This is a genomic window from Streptomyces sp. NPDC028305, assembly GCF_055569495.1.
In genome coordinates this window covers 65,601-82,679 of the sequence record NZ_JBVHTN010000007.1, presented here as the reverse complement: position 1 = coordinate 82,679, position 17,079 = coordinate 65,601, and the positions used below count along the sequence as shown (strand labels likewise).

Sequence of the window (17,079 nt, the reverse complement as noted above, 5' to 3'; positions counted from 1 at the left end):
AGATCTTGCCTTTCGTGACGTGCGGTGGCTCTGTGAGCCGGGGATGAAGGCCGTCGCACGGGTGCGGGCGGCCCTCGGGGTCAGCGCGGTTCGAGGCGCAGGGTGGAGGCGCGGGCGGCATCGGTCAGGACGTGCTCGACGATGCTGGTGTAGCGCCCGTACTTCCTCCGGTAGGCGGCGTCCACGCCGACGTACTCGCCGGGGCCGGCCGCGTGGAAGGTGACGCGATCTTTTCCAGGTCCGTGCCGTTCCAGTCCGTCATGGTGGTTCCTTTCGCGTCAGCGGCGCCGCTGGTCGGCCCGTAGCTCGAAGTCGCCGTAGCTGTTGTCGGCGGGGTTGACGGTCACCCCGGGAGCCACGATTTCGTCGATGCGGTCGAGTACGTCGGCTGAGAGCGTGACGTCGGCAGCGGGCAGGAACGCTTCGAGCTGTTCCATGGTGCGCGGCCCGATGATCGCCGAAGTGACGCCGGGGTGGTTGATCACGAAGGCGACGGCCAGCTCGATCAGGGAGAGGCCGGTCTGCTCGGCCAGGAGCGCGAGCTGCTCGACGGCATCGAGCTTGCGGCGGTTGGCCGGGCTGCTCATGTCGAATCGGGCCTGCGGGCGCGCGGCGGAGGCCGGCCCGGAGGAGGCATCCTTCCGGTAGCGGCCCGAGAGCCAGCCGCCGGCCAGCGGGCTGTAGGTCAGCGTGCCCATGCCGTGGCGGCGCACGGTGGGCAGGACGTCTTCCTCGATGCCGCGGACCAGGATCGAGTACGGCGGCTGCTCGGTCACGAACCGCTCCAGGCGGCGGTCCCGGGAGACCCACTGAGCTTCGACGATCTGGGAGCCGGAGTACGACGAGGAACCGATGTAACGGATCTTGCCCTGGTGCACGAGGTCGGAGAGGGCGCCGAGGGTTTCGGCGACGTCGGTGCCGGGGCTGGGGCGGTGGACCTGGTAGAGGTCGATGTAGTCGGTGCCCAGGCGGCTGAGGGAGTTCTCGACCTCGCGGATGATCCAGCGCCGCGAGCCGCCCCGCTGGTTCGGGTCGTCCTGGCTCATCGGCATGAAGAACTTGGTCGCGAGGAACACGTCTTCGCGTCGGTTCTTGAGCGCCTTACCGACGATGTCCTCCGAGACCCCGCCGGAATACACGTCCGCGGTGTCGATGAAGTTGATGCCGGCGTCGAGGGCGCGATGGATGATCCGTATCGAGTCGGCCTCGTCTTCGTTGCCCCAGGGGCCGAACATCATCGCGCCCAGGCAGAGCGGGCTGACCTGCACGCCGGTGCGGCCGAGCGGTCGGTAGTACATGAAGGAGTTCTCCTTGTCGCGCGGTCAGTCGTTCCGCGAGGGGACGACCGTGCCGGTGCTCGCCCAGCTGGCGAGCAGGCTGAGGGCCTCCCGCTCCGGCGAGTCCGGTTCGGGGGTGTAGAAGTTGAGGCGGAGGCCGGGGTCGGCCGGCAGGTCCATCGCCTCGTAGGGCAGCGCGAGATCGCCGACCAGCGGGTGGCGCAGGTTCTTGACGCCGGAGCGGTGGATCTTCACATCGTGACGCGCCCACCGGCGGGCAAAATCGTCGCTCTTGGTCGTGAGCTCCCCGATCAGGTCGGTCAGCGCCTTGTCATGCGGCGCTCGGCCGGTCTCGGTGCGCAGAAAGGCGACCGAGTCGTCGGCACCCTTGTCCCAGTCGACCCAGAAGTCCTGGCCGGCCGGGTCCAGGAACAGGAAGCGGGCGGTGTTGACCGGCCCGCGCTGGGCGAACAGCGGGGAGTCGAAGACCGGCGCGTACAGTGCCCGGCCCAGCGCGTTGGCGGCCAGGATGTCGAACCGTGCGTTGCGTACATACGCCGGCACGTCGGTCATCGAGTCGAGCAGCCGCAGGATCGTGGGCCGCACGCGGGAAGCGGTCACCGTGGGACGCCGGCCCGAGGGTGTTGACGCACGGGCCAGGTCGTAGAGGTAGGTGCGCTCGGCCTCGTTCAGCTGAAGTGCGTGAGCGAGGCCGTCGAGCACCGAGTCCGAGGCGCCGCTGAGGTTCCCGCGCTCGAGCCGGACGTAGTAGTCCACGCTCATTCCCGCGAGCAGGGCGACCTCCTCGCGGCGCAGGCCCGCGACGCGGCGGTTTCCGCCGTAGACCGGCAGCCCGGCCTGGAGCGGGGTGATCCGCGCCCGCCGGGTGCTCAGGAAGTCGCGGACCTCCGCGGCCAGGCTCTTCTTGTCGATGTCAGCCATGATCAGATCTCGAAGACTTCCTTGGCGGCCCCGATGAGTCGCCGGGCTGCTGTCGGGCGGGAATCCGGGGGCACGGGTGCCTCCTCTTGATCGGCGTGATTCTTGTGCCGGCTCCTTCACCGTAAATGCGTCGGGGAGGGCCTGCGAGGTACTGCCATTACCTGGAAGAGCAGTGACTCCCACCTGCGCGCCGTCGCGCGGTTTTCTGGAAAAGGCCCAGGAATCGCAGTCCGAATCCGGGCCTGAAAGCCGCAATCAACCTGAGGGAACACTGTGCGCGCAGCACTCATGTACGCAGCAGGCGACGTCCGCGTCGGGGACGTCGCCGACCCGGCTCTGAAGGAGCCCACCGACGCGCTGGTCCGCATCACCACCGCCTGCATCTGCGGCAGCGACCTGCACCCCTACCACTCCATGTCGGCCTCCGACGGCCCGGTCCGCATGGGCCACGAGTTCATCGGCGTCGTCGAGGAAATCGGTGGCGACGTCACCTCGGTGAAGAAGGGCGACCTGGTCGTCGCCCCGTTCGCGTACTCGGACGGCTCCTGTGAGTTCTGCCGGGCCGGGCTCCAGACCTCCTGCGCGCACGGCGGCTTCTGGGCGAGGAACGGCATCGACGGCGGCCAGGGGGAGGCGGCCCGCGTGCCGCTGGCCGACGGCACCCTGGTCAAGCTCCCGGTCGCCGCCGACGACGCGCTCATCCCCTCCCTGCTCACTCTCTCCGATGTCCTGGGCACCGGCCACCATGCCGCCGTCCGCGGTGGGGTGCGGCAGGGCAGCACCGTCACCGTGATCGGGGACGGCGCCGTCGGCCTGCTCGCCGTGCTCGCCGCCAAGCGGCTCGGGGCCGAGCAGATCGTCCTCATGGGCCGGCACACCGCCCGAACCGACCTCGGTCGCGCGTTCGGAGCGACCGACGTGGTCGCCGAGCGCGGCACCGAGGGCATCGAGAAGGTTCGCGACCGCACCGGCGGCGGCAGCCTCATCGTCATCGAAGCGGTCGGGCACCGCCCCGCCTACGAGCAGGCCTACGGAGTGGTCCGCCCCGGCGGCACCATCAGCCGCGTGGGCGCACCCCAGTACGAGGAAGCCCCGATCGGCTTCGGCAGCCTCTTCGGCCACAACATCACCCTGCCCGGAGGCCCCGCCCCGGCCCGCGCCTACATCGACGAGCTGCTCCCCGACATCCTGGAGGGCCGTATCGAGCCCGGCCGGGTCTTCGACCGCACCGTCGACCTCGACGGCACGCCCGAGGGCTACCGGGCCATGGACGCGCGCGCGGCCCTGAAGGTGCTGGTACGACCGTGACCAGGCAATCTGAGATCAACAAGGTGGTCGTTCCGGCGCGTCCCAGCGACGCGTCGTCCACCATCGGGGCGATCACCAGAGCCGGCGCGGGGCATTCGACGATGAGGCTGGTGACGCGATGACCATTACCGCACAGCTCATCGGCGCCGGCCAGGGGCTCGCGCTGGCGCCGCTGACCTCCAGCGGTGTCGACGGCGTCGCCCCCGCAGACGCGGGGGCCGGCTCGGGCCTGGTCAACACCGTCCATCAGATCGGCAGCGCGCTGAGCCTGAGCATCCTGACCGCCGTAGCCGCCGCCGTCTCCGCCGGCCACGCGGCCGCCGATATCGCGGCCCGCTCGGGTGCGGCCCTGACCGGCTCCGCCGTCCTGCTGGCGCTGGCCGTCGTGGCGGTCGTCACGCTCATCCTGCCCTCACGGGCAGCCCACATCGAAAGGTCTCTGTGATGCAGATCCTCACCCTCAACAACGGCGTCGAGATGCCCGCCCTCGGACTCGGTGTCTTCCAGACCCCGCCCGAGGAGACCCGGGCCGCGGTCACCGCCGCGCTTGAACTCGGCTACCGGCACATCGACACCGCCGCGGCCTACCGCAACGAGCGCGAGGTCGGTCAGGCCATCCGAGACTCCGGGGTCCCCCGCGACGAGATCTTCATCGAGACCAAGATCTGGATCAGCGACTACGGGTACGAGGAGACCCTGCACGGCTTCGACAAGAGCGCCGCGAAGCTCGGGGTCGACCAGATCGACCTGCTGATCCTTCACCAGGCGCTGCCGTCGGACTTCGACCGGACTCTCGCGGCCTACCGCGCCCTGGAAAAGCTCCTGGCCGACGGCAAGGTCCGCGCCATCGGCGTCAGCAACTTCATGGTCGACCACCTGACCGCACTGCTCGCCGCGGCCTCCGTCGTCCCCGCGGTCAACCAGCTGGAGATCCACCCCTACTTCCAGCAGCGCGCCGTCCTCGACTTCGACGACCAGCACAGCATCCTCAACCAGGCCTGGTCACCTATCGGAGGCATCACCTTCTACCCCGGCTACGGCGAGAACCGCAGGAGCGTCCTCCAGGACCCGGCTGTCACCGCCATCGCCGACGCCCACGGCAAGAGCCCGGCCCAGGTGCTGCTGCGCTGGGGGCTCCAGCGGGGACGCTCGGTCATCCCGAAGTCGACCAAGCGTGAGCGGATCGCCGAGAACATCGACGTCTTCGACTTCGAGCTCACCGCCGACGAACTCGCCACCATCGACGCCCTGGAGACCGGCCGACGCGGCGGCCCCGAGCCCGAAGCCGTGACCCTCGCCGCCTACGGCCGCGCCATCTCCGAAGCCTGAGTCGCCGCCGTGACGTCGGCCCGCACGGCGTCACGCTCGACAAAATCGGTGGAACCGCACTCCCGTGTGCCGTTACCGTGCTGTCGCCCGCAGTCACCCTGTCAAGGACATGCCGTTGTACACCAAGTGAGACTCCCCAAGCGCTGATCCGTCGCGCGTCGCACCTGTGCGCCGTGCTCCTTCTCGCTGCGATCTTCTCACTGGAACGGTGTAACTCTGTGTCCAAGAACTGGGCGTTCATACCCATCTGCCTGCCGATAGCCGAACTGCTCCAGGACCCGGTCGTACGGCGCCGCGACATGGGCGGCCCGGGTCGAACCGACCGGCCGGCCTGGCAGTCGCCGTACGGTCCGCCGCCGCACCGGACACACCGCGGCCGGTGGGCGCCTGTGCCGGGGCTGGCCGGGTCTCGGTCCGCTGTGCGGCGTGGATACCTGTGCGGCCGGTGCGCCTGATCGCGTCCGCCGGACAGGTCACTAGTGACCTGAGTCGGTGTCCGCGCCGGGCGGGCGGCGGCGCCAGTGCTGGGTGGCCTGCTCGAAGGCGTGGCCGATCTGGAGGACGGCGAAGTCAGCCCGGTGCGGTCCCACGATCTGGAGGCCGACCGGCAGCCCCTCGGGGGTGAATCCGGCCGGTACGGACAGCGCCGGGCTGCCGGTCGAGGTGACCAGGTAGGCCGAGCGCATCCAGTCCAGGTAGTCCGTCATGGGCACACCGGCCACCTCGGTCGGGTATTCGGCCGTCACATCGAACGGCGCCACCTGGCTGACCGGCAGCAGCAGTACGTCGTACCGCTCGAAGAACGCGCGCACCCGGTGGAAGAGCGTGGTGTGCGCCACCTCGGCCCGGCCGAGGGCGGGACCGGTCAGCCGCCGCCCCTCCTCCGTGTTCTCCCGGATGGTGCGCTTCAGCGCGTCGGGGTGGTCCTCGGGGCAGCCGTCCATCAGGGAGCCGAAGGAGATCTCGAACAGCCAGGCGCGCAGCGTACGGAACACCTCCTCGCCCTCGGTGAGGTCCGGGCACGCCTCCTCCACCGCACACCCGAGGTCCTCGAAGACCTTCGCCGCCGACTCCACGGCGCGGGCCACGGCGGGCTCCACCGGGACCAGCCCGCCCAGGTCGGGCGACCAGGCCACCCGCAGCCCGCGCAGATCGCGGTCGAGCGGGCGGGCGAAGCGGGAACCGGGTTCTTCCAGGGCGATGGGCGAGCGCGGGTCGGGCCCCGCCATGGCGGACAGCAGCAGCGCGGCGTCGCTCACCGTACGGGCCATGGGGCCCTTGACCGGGAGCGTGCTCCAGGCCGCCGAGGCGGGCCAGGTGGGGACGCGGCCCGGCGACGGGCGCAGGCCGACGACATTGCAGAACGAGGCCGGGTTGCGCAGCGAGCCGCCGGTGTCGCTGCCGTCCGCGAGCGGGACCATGCCGGAGGCCAGCGCGGCGGCCGCGCCGCCGCTGCTGCCGCCCGCGCTGCGGCCCAGGTCGTACGGGTTGTGGGTGGCGCCGAAGATGGGGTTGAAGGTGTGCGAACCGGCCGCGAACTCGGGCACGTTGGTCTTGCCCAGGGTGATCGCCCCGGCGGCCTTGATCCGCTCGATGATCAGGTCGTCCTGCTCGGGCACGCCGTCGGCGAGCCGCGATCCGTGGCTGGTGCGGATGCCCGCGGTGTTGTGGGTGTCCTTGTGGGCGATCGGCAGCCCGTGCAGGGGCCCCAGCGCGGCCGGGTCCGCCCCGGCCGCCAGCCGCTCGTCGGCCTCCTGGGCGGCTTCGAGCGCGCGGTCCGCGACGAGGGTGACGATCGCGTTGACCGCGGGGTTGACCCGCTCGATCCGGTCGAGGTGGGCCAGCAGCAGCTCGCGCGCGGACAGTTCGCGGCGGCGCAGCAGGCCGGCGAGGTCCAGCGCGGGCAGGAAGCAGAGGTCGTCGTCGTTCGGCACCCGGGGGTCACTCTCCCTCTCGTTGAACGCGGCCCACGCGGCTCACGCGGCCTACGCGCGGTACGTGGCGTCGTACGTCACAGGCTTCCCCGTTTACAGCACCCCGCCCGCCTCGTCGTGGAAGACCTCCGGCCAGTAGCGCCAGTCGTCGGCCTCGCCCGTCGGGCGGCAGGCCACCGGGTCCACCGAGGCCAGCACGGCCGCCATGGTGTCGGCCAGTGGCTGGTACATGTCGTCGGTCAGGTCGTGTTCCTCGTCGATCGCGGCCTCGCGGCGCAGCAGCCATGTCGTGAAGGCCAGCGTGGAGATGTCCGCGTTCAGCGGTCGCAGGGCGGCGTCGGGGATGAACCACGCGTGGATCGCGCCGGTGTCCGCGTCGATGACGACGTCCGTGTCCTCGACGAGGTATCCCAGGCGCAGCAGCCGGTCGGGGGCGACGGCCATGTCCTCCGGGAAGCCGTAGAACTCCTCTCCCCGCTCGCCGTCCTCGCGGCACTGGGCGAGCGTGGGCAGCCGCGGCGCGTCGGTGTCCGGGTGGAACATGAGGCCGTCCTTGGGAAGCCCGGTCCTGGCCAGGAAGCGCCGCGTCGGCTCGTGGACGAGGGTGGCGGGCAGCTCGGCCGCGTCGAAGCGCACGATCTCCTCCGGCCCGAACTCCTCCTCCAGCAGCCCCTCGGGCAGGTCGAGCAGCAGGCCGCCGCCCGGCCCCGCGATCAGCGCGAGCGGACGGACGAGCGCGACGATGCGCCAGAGCGCGGGGAGGGCGTGCTCCCACTCCTCCGGGTCGCCCGCGCTGCCCCAGCCGCCGCCGTCCCAGTCCGCCTCTTCGAGGACCGACAGGTACAGCGCGGAGGCGTCCGCCACCGCCCGCGCGCCGAAGCGCACGGCGAAGGGGGCGAACCGGCCCCGGAGCCCGGCCAGTTCGGCCGCCGCGTCGAGGAAGCGGGTGAGGGCCTCCACCGACGGCGCCAGGGGCAGGACCTCGAGCAGGCCGGGGTCCTTCTCGAAGAGCAGCATGCTGAAGACCCGCCCGGTGGCCCCGTCCAGCAGGACGTGCTCGGCCTCCTCGCCCTCGATGAGGAGGTGGCCGATGGCCAGCAGGCCGCCGATGTGCTCGTCGAGCTCGGCCGGGTCGGCGGAGCCGGCGAGCAGCCGCGGGACGGGCACCGGCCGCCCCTCGGCGAGCGGCCGGAACCGCATCAGGTCGCTGTCGCCCGGCAGGCCCGTCTCGCTCAGCCACCGCCGCGTCGCCTCGTGGGTGATCGCCGGATGCGACTCGCTCTCCGGGACCCTGATAACCGCCGCTGCCATGCAACCCCCGTGCCGCCCCGGCGCGGTGCCGCCCCGGGTCTCCCGTCCTTGCTCGAAACGTTCTTGCTCGAACGTTCTTGCTCGAAAACCCTACTGCGCGCCACCGACACTCCGGCGGTCGGCGTTCACACAGGGTTCTTTCCGGATTCCGCCGTCCCCCGTGGCGCGGTCCCGCCGGGGCGGGCGAGACTGCCCCGGTCCCCTGCTCCACCCGGACGCCGAGGAGAGTGGCCGTTCATGTCTTCCCTGGACCGTAGACAGTTCATGCAGTTGGCCGGCGGCAGTGCCGCCGCGATGTCCCTGCTGTCCGACAGCATCGCGCGGGCCGCGGAGATCCCCGCGAACCGCCGCACCGGCACCCTGCGGGACGTGGAACACGTCGTGGTCCTGATGCAGGAGAACCGCTCCTTCGACCACTACTTCGGCACCCTGCGCGGGGTACGGGGGTTCGGCGACCCGCACCCGGTGTCCCTGCCCAACGGCAAGCCGGTGTGGTACCAGCCGGACGGCGCGAAGGACGTGCTGCCCTTCCGGCCCGACGCGAAAGACCTCGGCCTCCAGTTCCTCCAGGGCCTCAACCACGACTGGAACGGCGGCCAATCCGCCTTCCACCAGGGTGCCTACGACAACTGGATCCCGGCCAAGACCGCCACCACCATGGCGTACCTCACCCGCGAGGACATCCCGTTCCACTACGCGCTGGCCGACGCCTTCACCGTCTGCGACGCGTACCACTGCTCGTTCATAGGCAACACGGATCCCAACCGCTACTACATGTGGACCGGCTACACGGGCAACGACGGCGTCGGCGGCGGTCCGGTCCTCGACAACGCGGAGGCCGGCTACTCCTGGACGACGTACCCCGAGCGCCTGGAGAAGGCCGGGATCTCCTGGAAGATCTACCAGGACATCGGCGACGGCCTCGACGCCGCGGGCGGCTGGGGCTGGATCGAGGACGCCTACCGGGGCAACTACGGCGACAACTCGCTGCTGTACTTCCATCAGTACCGCGGCGCCGCGCCCGGCGATCCGCTCTACGACAAGGCCCGCACCGGCACCGACGCCAAGAACGGCGACGGGTACTTCGACATCCTGCGGGCCGACGTCAAGGCCGGCCGGCTCCCGCAGGTCTCCTGGATCGCGGCGCCCGAGGCGTTCAGCGAGCACCCCAACTGGCCGCCGAACTACGGCGCCTGGTACATCGCCCAGGTCCTGGACGCGCTGACCTCGAACCCTGAGGTGTGGAGCAAGACCGCGCTGCTGATCACCTACGACGAGAACGACGGCTTCTTCGACCACCTCGTGCCCCCGTACCCGCCGTCCTCCCCGCAGAAGGGCGCGTCGACCGTGGAGACCACCGGGGAGCTGTTCCCGGGCTCCTCGTCGAAGGTCGTGGGCCCCTACGGCTTGGGGCAGCGGGTGCCGATGCTCGTGGTGTCGCCGTGGAGCACCGGCGGCTGGGTCTGCTCCCAGACCCTCGACCACACCTCGATCATCCGGTTCATCGAGCGGCGCTTCGGGGTGGCCGAGCCGAACATCTCGCCGTGGCGGCGGGCGGTGTGCGGCGACCTGACCGCGGCGTTCGACTTCGCGCGGACCGACCCCGGCCTCCCGGCCTTCCCGGACACCAGCGGCTATCTGCCCCCGGACCGCGAGCGCCACCCCGACTACAAGCCCAAGCCCCCGGCGCACGGCTCGCTCCCCGCGCAGGAGCCCGGCACCCGTCACGCCAGGCCGCTGCCGTACGACCTGGCCGCCGACGCCACGGCCGTCGGCGACGCCCTGCGGATCGGCTTCGCCAACCCGGGCCGGGCGGGCGCGCACTTCCACGTCACCTCCGCCACCGACGCCGACGGCCCCTGGGGCTACACGGTCGAGGCGGGCAAGCGGCTGTCCGGCAGCTGGTCCACCGCGGAACGGGAGCAGGGGGCCTACGACTTCACGGTCCACGGCCCCGGCGGCTTCCTGCGGCGCTTCACGGGCCACACCGCCGCCGGCCGCCGGGGGCCCGAGGTGAGCGCGCGCCACGACCGGAAGACCGGGCAGGTGCGGCTGACCCTCACCAACGGGGGCGACACGACCGTGACGCTGACGGTGACCGACGCGTACGGCAAGGCCGCGCCGGCCGCTTACCGGCTGCGGCCCGGCGCGCACGCCGTCCACACGGCTGGCCTCCGCCGCAGCCACCAGTGGTACGACCTGTCGGTCGCCTCCGACCACGACCGCGGCTTCCTGCGCCGGCTGGCCGGCCACGTGGAGACGGGGCGGGCGGGGATCAGCGACCCCGCGATCGCGGCCGGCTGACGCCTGGCGGTCATCACGCCGCCCGCGCCTCAGGCGCGGGCGGCGTCCATCAGCACCCTGGCGGCCTCGCGGGCCTCGCGAGCCGGTTCGGGGGAGCCCGATATGGCGGCCGTGGTGATCGCGCCCTCGGCCAGCAGGGCGAGGTGGGCGGCCAGCGGGGCGGGCAGCCCGGCGGCCGCGACGAGGCCCGCCACGTACTGCCGGAAGGCCTCCTTGTGGGCGCGGGCGGCCGCGGCGACCTCCGGTGTGGTGGCGCCCAGCTCGCCGTAGGAGTTGATGAACGCGCAGCCCCGGTAGTCGGGCTCGCCGAACCACTCGTACAGCCAGTCGAAGACCGCGGACAACCGCGCCAACCGCTTCTCGGGCGGCCCGGGGACCGCCTCGACATACCGCGCGAGCCCGTCGAGCAGGCGGGCGTCGCGGCGCCGCAGATACGCCTCGACCAGGGCGGACTTCGAGGGGTAGAGCTGGTAGAGCCGCTTGAGGGAGACGCCGGAGGCCGTCCGTACCGCGTCCATGCCGACCGCCTGTACGCCGCGGCCGTAGTAGAGCTCCTCGGCCGCGTCGAGGACCCGCTCCTTCGTCGCTTCGAGATCCACCGTCATCCGCCCCTACCGCAAGAGAACCATCGTTCTCCCCACGGTACCTCAGGAGTCGGGCGGCAGGTGCGCACGGACCGGCGGCGGGGGCTCGGGCCCGTCGTACGGCTCGACCTCCACCCGGGCCAGCTGGCCGGTACACCCCTGGGCCAGCCGCGAGGTGCCGATGTCGCGGGTCAGCGCGTTGGGGTTGCCGTGCACGCAGGTGGCCACCTCGGGGGCGGACGGGTCGAACCACGCGCCGGTGGCCAGCTGCGCCACGCCGGGGCGCAGCGCGTCGCTGATCACCACCCCGGCCAGCAGGCTGCCCACGGCGCTGCGCACCCGCGCCACATCGCCCTCCCGGAGCCCGCGCGCCGCGGCGTCGTCGGGGTGGAGACGCAGCGGTTCGCGCCCGGCGACCTTGGAGCCGGCGCTCAGCGCGCCGTGGTCGAGCTGGCTGTGCAGCCGGGTCGCCGGGTTGTTGGCGATCAGGTGCAGCGGATGGGCGTCGTCGTCCTCCGGCTCGGGCGGCAGCCAGGTGGGGTGGCCGGGGCAGTCGTCGTAGCCGTAGGCGGCGATGGTGGTGGAGTGCAGCTCGATCCGGCCGCTGGGGGTGGGCAGCGGGCGGGCGTCCGGGTCGGCGCGGAAGTCGGCGTACAGCGTGTGGCGTTCGCGCCGGCCGCGCAGCGCGATGCGGCCGGCCCGCCAGAAGGCGGCGAAGTCCTCCTCGGGCGCGTAGCGCGGGTCGAGCTCGGCGCGCCAGCTCTCATAGAGGTGTTCGAGCCAGGCGCGCTCGTCGCGGCCCTCGGTGAAGGCGGCGCCGACGCCCAGCTCATGGGCCAGATCGCCGAGGATCCGGTAGTCGTCGCGGGACTCCCCCACCGGTTCGGCGATCCTGTGCATGGCGATCAGCGCCGCGTCCTCCCTGGCGCCGCCGAGGTCGTCCCGCTCCAGGGTGGTGGTGGCGGGCAAGACGATGTCGGCGTGGCGGGCGGTGGCCGTCCAGTGCGGCTCATGGACCACGACCGTGTCCGGGCGGGTGAAGGCGCGGCGCAGCCGGGCCAGGTCCTGGTGGTGGTGGAACGGGTTGCCGCCGGCCCAGTGGACGAGGCGGATGTCCGGGTGGACCAGCCGCTGCCCGTCGTAGTCGCAGATGGAGCCGGGGTGGAGCAGCAGATCGGCGATTCTGGCGACCGGGATGAAGTCGGCGACCGGGTTGTCGCCCTGGGGCAGGGTCGGCAGCTTGTACGGCAGGCTGCCGGCGCCGATCCCGGCGGTCGCCCCGTATCCATGGCCGAAGCCGCCGCCGGGCAGGCCGATCTGGCCCAGCAGACAGGCCAGGGCGATGCCCGCCCACAGCGGCTGCTCGCCCCGGTGGGCGCGCTGGAGCGACCAGCTGAGCGAGATCATGGTGCGGTGGCGGGGCAGCTCACGGGCGAGGTCGGCGATGCGGGCGGCCGGGATGCCGCAGATCTCCTCGGCCCAGCGCGGCGTCTTGGCGGGTGACCCGTCCAGGCCCAGGACATGGCGGCGGAAGGTGTCGAATCCCGCGCAGTAGCGGCGGCAGAACGCCTCGTCGTACCGTCCCTCGTCGATCAGCACATGGGCGAGCGCCAGCATCAGCGCGGCGTCGGTGCCCGGCACCGGGGCCAGCCAGTCGGCGTCCAGCTCCGCCGCCAGGTCGTCGCGCAGCGGGCTGACCAGGACGAAGCGCGCGCCGCGGGCGCGGGCCGCGCGCAGCGCCGCCGCGGTGGAGTGGCGGCTGATGCCCCCCGCGTTGACCTGGGAGTTCTTGGCGGGCATCCCGCCGAAGCAGAGGAACAGGCCGGTGTGCTCGGCGAGCACCGGGAAGGTGGTGGGGGCGGAGATCGGGGCGTCGTCGCCGACGACATGGCGCAGCAGCGTACGGGAGGCGCCCAGGCTGTAGGTGTTGACGGACCGGGTGTAGCCGCCCAGGCAGTTCAGGAACCGGTGGATCTGGCTCTGCGCGTGATGGAAGCGGCCCGCGCTGCCCCAGCCGTACGAGCCGCCGAAGATCGCCGAGTTGCCGTGCCCGGCGCGGACCCGCTCGAACTCCCCGGCCAGCAGGGGAATCACGGTGTCCCAGGAGGCCGGCACAAAGGTGTCGGCCCCGCGGGCCGGGTCGGGCCCGGGGCCGCGCTCCAGCCAGCCACGGCGGATGTGCGGGCGCAGCACCCGGGCGCGGGGGTCGAGGGCGGCGGGGAGGTTGCGCAGCAGTGGCGAGGGCTCGGGGTCGCCGGGGTCCGGGGTGACCTCCAGGCCGCCGCCGGGGCGGGCGGCGGCGGTGAAGGCGCCCCAGTGGGAGCTGTGCGGGCGGGGCACGCCGGGCGCGGCGTGGGCGCTGTGCCCACCGTGGCCGTTGTGTGGCGGGCGCTTCGTCACGCTCCCCTCACCCTGCCTCTCCGTCGACCGTCCCGAGGCTCAGCATCAGGCGGTTGGCCCAGCCGAAGAACGACGCGCAGTGTACGAGGTCGACCAGGGCCGGCTCGGAGAGCCCCAGCTCGCGCAGCGCCTGGACATCGGCGTCGGCGGCCGTGGCCGGGACCGGGGCAAGTCCGGCGGCCAGGCGGACGATCAGCTTCCAGCGGCGGCCCAGGACGGCCGTGCTGCCGTACTTCAGAAGGCGGTCCACGGGCTCCGGGTCGCCGTGCAGCTGGGCGGCGCGCCGGGCGTGCACCGAGACGCAGTACACACAGCCGCTGTGCAGCGACACGGCGGTGGCGGCCAACTCCCGCTCGGCGCGCGGCAGTCCGCCCTCGGCGGTGAAGGCGGCCAGGTCGATCGCGGTGCGGACGGCCAAGATGCCGAGGTCGTGGCCCAGGGTGCGGAAGTACGGCGTGTCGGGCCGCTTGCCCGCCAGCGCGGTGCGGTGCGCCTCGGTCAGCTCCTCGCGGGCCAGCGGGCGGATGGCGGGGCGCCAGGTCAGCACGTCGGTCGTGAACCGCGGCCCGCCGTCCACCGTCGTGGACGGCGCGCCGGGGTCGGTGCCGGTGCCCGAGTCGCCGGTGGCGAGCAGCTGGAGCCCGGCGGCCAGCTGCATCTGGTGGTGGGCGAAGGCGGCGGCCTGGGAGACGGTGACGATCTGCGGGTCCGTGAACCCGGCGGCCCGCAGGGCGTCCAGGCGCGCCTCGGCGGGGGCGCGGGTGAGCTGCCGGGCGTGTGCGACGGCGGCGGCGGTCCGTGGTGACGCGTGCCCCTCCAGCGGGGCGCGGGCCACGATCCGCTCCGCCACGCCCGGGTCCTGCGTCGCCTCGGTGAGCAGCGCCCGGTAGTGGGACACGGCCGGGGCGCGGCGGTGTTCGACGGCCACCGCGAGCGCCGCGGCGGCGCGTTCGGCGGCCGACACGCCGGTGCCGGGACCCGGCGGATGGAACAGCTCGTCGTACGCGCGCTGCTCCAGGCCCACCAGTTCGGGGCGCAGCGCGCGCAGCCGGGTCACCTCCGGCGCGGCGCCGGCGAACCGGTCCAGGACGTCGTGGCCACGCGTGACCGGAATGGACATGGCTGTGCCTCTCATGACGCGCGGTGGGCCGGGGCGGGCATCGCGTCCAGCAGCGCGCGGGTGTGGTCGCTGCCCGGGCGCTCCATGATCTGGTCCCGCTCCCCGACCTCGACGATCCGGCCCCGGTGCAGCACCGCGATGCGTGAGCACATGTGCCGTACGACGGTCAGGTCGTGGGACACGAACAGCATCGCCAGGCCCCGGCTGCGGCGCAGCTCGGTGAGCAGGTTGAGCACCTGCGCCTGGACTGAGACGTCCAGCGCGGAGACCGGCTCGTCGGCGACCAGCAGCCGGGGCTCCAGCGCCAGCGCACGGGCGATGCCGACGCGCTGGCGCATGCCGCCGGAGAGTTCGTCGGGGTAGGCGTCGGCCAGCGCGGGCTCGAGACCGACCTCGCTGAGCAGGGACGCGACGCGCTCGCGGCGCCCGGCGCGCGAGAGGTCGGTGTGCAGGGCGAGGGGGGCGCCGATGGTGTGGCCGATGCGGCGGTCGGGGTTGAGCGAGCCGTACGGGTCCTGGAAGACCATCTGGACGGCGGGGGCCCGGCCGCGGCGGCGGGCGGGGCGGGTGATGTCCTCGCCGTCGAAGACGACGCTGCCGTCGTCGGGGCGGCGCAGGCCCAGGAGTACGCGGGAGATGGTGCTCTTGCCGGAGCCGGACTCGCCCACGAGGCCGAAGGACTCGCCGGGGGCGATGTCGAAGCTGACGCCGTCCACGGCGCGGTGGGGGGTGCGGCCGAGGCCGCCGGGGAAGGTGACGGTGAGGTCGCGCACGCGGAGGAGGGGGGTGGGGGTGTTCTCCCCGCCCCGCCCCTCCCCACTCCCCGGGGCTCCGCCCCGAGACCCCCCGTCGCTCTCGGCCGCGCCCTCCGCCCCGCCGGAGCGGGCCTCCCCCGCCCGGCCGCCAGAGGCGGCGGGCGCGGCGGGCGACGCCGTGATCGCGCCAGCCGTCACGGGCGCCGCAGACGGCGCGCCGTCTGCGGAGGACGAAGCGTCAGCCGCCGGGGGCTCGGCCGCAGCGGCCACAGCACGCCCCGGCCGGGCGCCGGCCACATCGCCCGGACCCCCTGCGGCGACGGCCCCGACGTCTGTCACCGGCGCCGAGGACGGCGCACCGTCAGCGGACGCCGAGGGCTCGGCGTCACCCGCCGGGTTCGTCTCACCCCCCGCCGACATCGGCGCGGCGTCGGCCGCGGAGCCCTCCGAGGAGGCGCCGGCCGCATCGCCCGGACCTCCGACGGCGACGGCTGCCACCCGTGCCGGGGCGACGGCGCCGTCGGCGGAGGACGAAGGATCAGCCACCTGCCCCGGCGCGGCATCCACCGCAGAACCCCCCGACGAGGCGCCAGCCACAGCAGCCAGACCCTCGATGGCCGCCGTACCGGGTGCCACCGGCGCCGAAGGCAGCACGCCGTCAACGGAGGACGAAGCGCCAGCCACCGGACCCACCGCGGCATCCACCGCAGCGTCCCCCGACGAGGCGCCAGCCGCATCGGCCGGACCTTCAATGGCGGCCACGCCGGGTGCCACGGGAGCCGCTGACGGCGCGACGTCAGCGGCGGACGAAGCGTCGGCCACCGAGAGTTCGGCCGCAGCGGCCGACACCTCGGTGTCCGCCGCCGGGGACGGCGCACCGCCCGCCGGAGCCGGCGCCGGGCCGTCGGCCGGGGGCGCTACCTGCCGTGCCTGCGGGATGCGGAGGGCGGGGTCGGCCAGGGACTCTTCGTCTATCGGGCCGATCAGGGACGCCACCGTTTCGGGGACGGTGGGCAGGCGGCTGCCGGGGGGGTCGTCCATGCGGGGGACGGAGGCGACGAGGGCGCGGGCGTACGGGTGGTGGGCGGCGGTCAGGATTCGGTCGGTGGGGCCCTGTTCGACGACGCGGCCCCGGTACATGACCACGACGCGCGAGCACATCTGGCCCACCACCCCGAAGTCGTGGGTGACCAGCACCACCGCCATGCCCATCTCCCGCTGGAGCTCGGTGAGCAGCCGCAGGACCTGGGCCTGGACGGTGGCGTCAAGGGCGGTGGTGGGTTCGTCGGCGATGACCAGGTCCGGCTCGTTGACCAGCGCGGCGGCGATCATGACGCGCTGCCGCATGCCGCCGGAGAACTGGTGCGGATAGTCCTTCGCGCGCCGCTCGGCGCGGTCGATGCCGACGCGTTCGAGCAGTTCCACCGCGCGGGTGCGGGCGGCGGCCCGGGAGGCGTCGTGGTGCAGCCGGTAGGCCTCGGCGATCTGGGCGCCCACCGGACGGTACGGGTTGAGCGCGTCGAGCGCGTCCTGGAAGATCATCGAGACCCGGCGGCCGCGGATCCGGCGCAGCTCCCGTTCGCCGGCGCCGACCAGTTCCCGTCCGTCGAGCCGGATGCTGCCGGTGATCCGCGCGCCCGGCCCGTGCAGGCCCAGGACGGCGAGTCCGGTGGCGCTCTTGCCGGAGCCGGACTCCCCCACCAGGCCGATGGTCTCGCCGGGGTGCACCTCCCAGGACACGTCGCGCACGGCCTGGACTCCGGCGCCCGGGAAGGCGACGCTCAGGCCGGAGACCTCCAGCAGCGGGTTCACCAG

The 17,079-nt window shown here is 73.1% G+C and carries 13 protein-coding genes; 4 read left to right on the top strand and 9 right to left on the bottom strand.

The genetic code is table 11. The features are described from left to right. Positions 1-80 precede the first annotated feature (80 nt). Genes ACZ4WQ_RS30090 through ACZ4WQ_RS30080 form a run of 3 tightly spaced genes read right to left on the bottom strand, consistent with a single transcriptional unit; the run spans position 81 to position 2,219 of the window. Complete coding sequence (locus tag ACZ4WQ_RS30090; protein WP_468022675.1) at positions 81-254, bottom strand: DUF2255 family protein; 174 nt, start codon at positions 252-254, stop codon at positions 81-83. 24 nt (positions 255-278) lie between these two features. Continuing rightward, the gene (locus ACZ4WQ_RS30085) at positions 279-1,298 is read right to left on the bottom strand and encodes an aldo/keto reductase (RefSeq protein WP_358847990.1); all 1,020 of its coding nucleotides are present in this window, start codon (positions 1,296-1,298) and stop codon (positions 279-281) included. Between the two features lie 24 nt (positions 1,299-1,322). Then, positions 1,323-2,219: a helix-turn-helix domain-containing protein gene (locus ACZ4WQ_RS30080; RefSeq protein ID WP_311729538.1), complete on the bottom strand. Its 897-nt coding sequence runs from the start codon at positions 2,217-2,219 to the stop codon at positions 1,323-1,325. Positions 2,220-2,492: 273 nt separating this feature from the next. On the opposite strand from ACZ4WQ_RS30080, the gene ACZ4WQ_RS30075 reads away from it, so the two are divergent. The 3 genes from ACZ4WQ_RS30075 to ACZ4WQ_RS30065 all read left to right on the top strand — a co-directional run bounded on the left by ACZ4WQ_RS30075 (position 2,493) and on the right by ACZ4WQ_RS30065 (position 4,856). Beyond that, a complete protein-coding gene (locus tag ACZ4WQ_RS30075; RefSeq protein ID WP_468022576.1) occupies positions 2,493-3,527 on the top strand; it encodes an alcohol dehydrogenase catalytic domain-containing protein in 1,035 nt (344 codons plus the stop codon). 118 nt (positions 3,528-3,645) lie between these two features. Further along, positions 3,646-3,972, top strand: coding sequence for an MFS transporter (locus ACZ4WQ_RS30070; protein ID WP_385346257.1), 327 nt, complete (start codon positions 3,646-3,648; stop codon positions 3,970-3,972). Further along, positions 3,972-4,856: an aldo/keto reductase gene (locus ACZ4WQ_RS30065; protein ID WP_468022575.1), complete on the top strand. Its 885-nt coding sequence runs from the start codon at positions 3,972-3,974 to the stop codon at positions 4,854-4,856. The genes ACZ4WQ_RS30070 and ACZ4WQ_RS30065 overlap by 1 nt, the downstream gene beginning before the upstream one ends. Before the next feature lie 476 nt (positions 4,857-5,332). On the opposite strand, the gene ACZ4WQ_RS30060 is transcribed toward ACZ4WQ_RS30065, so the two are convergent. Next, positions 5,333-6,790 (bottom strand): amidase, encoded by a 1,458-nt coding sequence (locus ACZ4WQ_RS30060; protein WP_311729608.1) that lies wholly within the window; start codon positions 6,788-6,790, stop codon positions 5,333-5,335. 93 nt (positions 6,791-6,883) lie between these two features. Then, entirely contained in the window at positions 6,884-8,101 is a 1,218-nt protein-coding gene (locus tag ACZ4WQ_RS30055) for an SUKH-4 family immunity protein (protein WP_468022574.1), read from the bottom strand. Positions 8,102-8,338: 237 nt separating this feature from the next. Between ACZ4WQ_RS30055 and ACZ4WQ_RS30050 the strand changes: the two genes are divergently transcribed. After that, on the top strand, positions 8,339-10,405 hold the full coding sequence (locus tag ACZ4WQ_RS30050; RefSeq protein WP_468022573.1) for a phosphocholine-specific phospholipase C: 2,067 nt from the start codon (positions 8,339-8,341) through the stop codon (positions 10,403-10,405). Between the two features lie 29 nt (positions 10,406-10,434). On the opposite strand, the gene ACZ4WQ_RS30045 is transcribed toward ACZ4WQ_RS30050, so the two are convergent. The 4 genes from ACZ4WQ_RS30045 to ACZ4WQ_RS30030 are packed head-to-tail and all read right to left on the bottom strand — an operon-like array spanning position 10,435 to position 17,076. Next, the gene (locus ACZ4WQ_RS30045) at positions 10,435-11,010 is read right to left on the bottom strand and encodes a TetR/AcrR family transcriptional regulator (RefSeq protein WP_385346247.1); all 576 of its coding nucleotides are present in this window, start codon (positions 11,008-11,010) and stop codon (positions 10,435-10,437) included. A 42-nt stretch (positions 11,011-11,052) separates the two neighbouring features. Beyond that, entirely contained in the window at positions 11,053-13,389 is a 2,337-nt protein-coding gene (locus tag ACZ4WQ_RS30040) for a molybdopterin-dependent oxidoreductase (protein ID WP_468022572.1), read from the bottom strand. 7 nt (positions 13,390-13,396) lie between these two features. Continuing rightward, positions 13,397-14,509 (bottom strand): peroxidase-related enzyme, encoded by a 1,113-nt coding sequence (locus ACZ4WQ_RS30035; protein WP_468022571.1) that lies wholly within the window; start codon positions 14,507-14,509, stop codon positions 13,397-13,399. 11 nt (positions 14,510-14,520) lie between these two features. Beyond that, positions 14,521-17,076 carry a dipeptide ABC transporter ATP-binding protein gene (locus tag ACZ4WQ_RS30030; RefSeq protein ID WP_468022570.1) on the bottom strand — a complete coding sequence of 852 codons (2,556 nt, stop codon included), beginning with the start codon at positions 17,074-17,076 and terminating at the stop codon, positions 14,521-14,523. Positions 17,077-17,079 lie beyond the last annotated feature (3 nt).